Genomic DNA, 1,851 nt, shown 5'->3' with positions numbered 1-1,851 from the left:
GCCACGGCCAGCAGCGCCGGCACGACCGCGCGCAGCCAGCGCCCACCGCGCGCACCGCGCCCACCGGCACCGCCCTGGCCGGAGAGGGCGCGGGGCAGCAGCGCCAGCCGCGCCACCGCCAGCAGCGCACCGGCCAGCGCGACGGCGAAGGACACCAGCGGGCTGCCACCCAGGGAGGCCAGGGCCACGGTGGGGGCGTCGGCCTGGGAGAACGCCAGCCGCCCCCACGGGAAACCCCCGAAGGGCACGCGGGCGCGCAGCGCCTCCACGGCGGTCCAGGCACCGGCCACGGCCAGCGGCGCCAGCGGCCGGCGCAGCCGCAGCGCCCGCGGCAGCACCGCGGCCAGCAGGGCGTAGAACGCCGCGCAGAGGGTGGCCAGCGCCACCCAGGGCAGGACACCGACGTAGGTGCCGCTCCAGTGCAGCAGCGGCAGCAGGAAGGCCTCCCCGAACACCAGCCCCAGCAGGGCCGCGCGGCGGGGGCGCTGGCCGGCGCAGGCCAGGAGGAGGGCAGCCACCCCCACCGGCGCCAGCGGCCACCAGCCCGGCTCAGGGAAGGCGGCGGCCAGGGCGATCCCCCCGGCCAGCGCGAGGGCCGCGGCCAGCAGCAGCGGCTGGGGGCGGGCGGAGGGGCGCAGCACCCTGCGAGGGTACGCCGCGCCCGGCGCCGCGCGGGGACGCGACGCGGCCGGGTGCGGGCCCGCCACTCACGCAGTCAGTCGCAGCCGCCGCAGGCGGGGACTGACTGCGCGAGAAGCAGGCCGGACCCGTGCGCCCGTCGGGCCGCCGTGCGCCCCGTCGGCCACGAGGTGCACGCCGTTGTCTAGGGGCGCGCGGGCCCAGCCCCGCCCACTCCCGCCCGCTCCCCCGCCGAGCCGTGCGCTGTGGGGCGGCGCACCGCGGTGAGCGGGCTGGACCGGGCGGTCTTCCTCGACGTGGGCTAGTTGGCGAAACTACTCGGCGCAGCCGAGGTGTCAACCTCGGCACACCCCGCGCGGCGCGCGAAGTCGTGGCGCCCTGCGCGGCGGGCTCAGCCGAGCACGTCGTGCAGCACGGTGCCGCGCAGCGCCGTGCGCAGGCAGCGGGGCGCCGGCACCCCCGGGGACAGGTCCGGCAGCCCGGGGGTGCCGGAGCGGGCGTCGGTGCTCCACGCCGCCAGCCGACCGTCGGGGGCCTGCACGAGCAGCTCCCCGGCCTCCCACACCGCGTAGCTGGCGGGGGCGCCGGGCACGAGGACGCCCGGCTCGCGGCTGTCGCGGCGGGCGGCGCGGTGCCCGCCGCGGGTGTGGGCCAGGAACGCCGCGCGCACGCTGGTGCGCCAGGCGCCGACGTGGTGGAAGGCCGCCGCGCGCACCGCCTCCCAGGGCGCCAGCGGCGTCACCGGGGCGTCGGAGCCCAGCGCCAGGGGCACCCCGGCGGCGGCCAGCGCGGCGAAGGGGTGCAGCCGGCGGGCGCGCTCCCAGCCCAGCCGCTGCGCGTAGGTGCCCCGCTGACCGCCCCAGGTGGCGTCGAAGGCCGGCTGCACGCTGGCGCTGACCCCCAGGCGGGCCAGCACGGCCACGGCCGGCTCGTCCACGGCGCACAGGTGTTCCAGGCGGACCCCCGCGGCGGCCAGCGCCGCCGTCCCCAGCTCCTGCTCGGCGCCGAGCAGGCCGGCCACCACGGCGTCGACGGCGGCGTCGCCGATGACGTGGAAACCGGGCTGCACGCCGCGGCGCGCGCAGGCCACGACGTGGCGGGCGATGGTGGCCGGGTCCAGGTGCAGCAGGCCGCGGGTGTCGGCGTCGGCGTAGGGCTCGCGCAGCGCGGCGGTGCGCGAGCCCAGCGCCCCGTCGACGCACAGGTCGCCGG

Annotated in this window: 1 protein-coding gene and 1 pseudogene; both read right to left on the bottom strand. The window is 80.5% G+C overall.

All coding sequences use genetic code 11. The features are described 5' to 3' along the window. Positions 1 to 641, bottom strand: a pseudogene (locus tag ABEB16_RS18840) (apolipoprotein N-acyltransferase); the annotation flags it as partial. Between the two features lie 389 nt (positions 642 to 1,030). Then, positions 1,031 to 1,851, bottom strand: an 821-nt coding sequence (locus tag ABEB16_RS18835) for an amidohydrolase family protein (RefSeq protein ID WP_345713746.1), incomplete at its 5' end; no start/stop codon positions are given.

Origin of the sequence: Kineococcus glutinatus (genome assembly GCF_039542765.1) — a bacterium.
GTDB classification, from domain to species: Bacteria; Actinomycetota; Actinomycetes; order Actinomycetales; family Kineococcaceae; genus Kineococcus_A; species Kineococcus_A glutinatus.
This window is presented reverse-complemented; position numbering and strand designations above follow the sequence as displayed.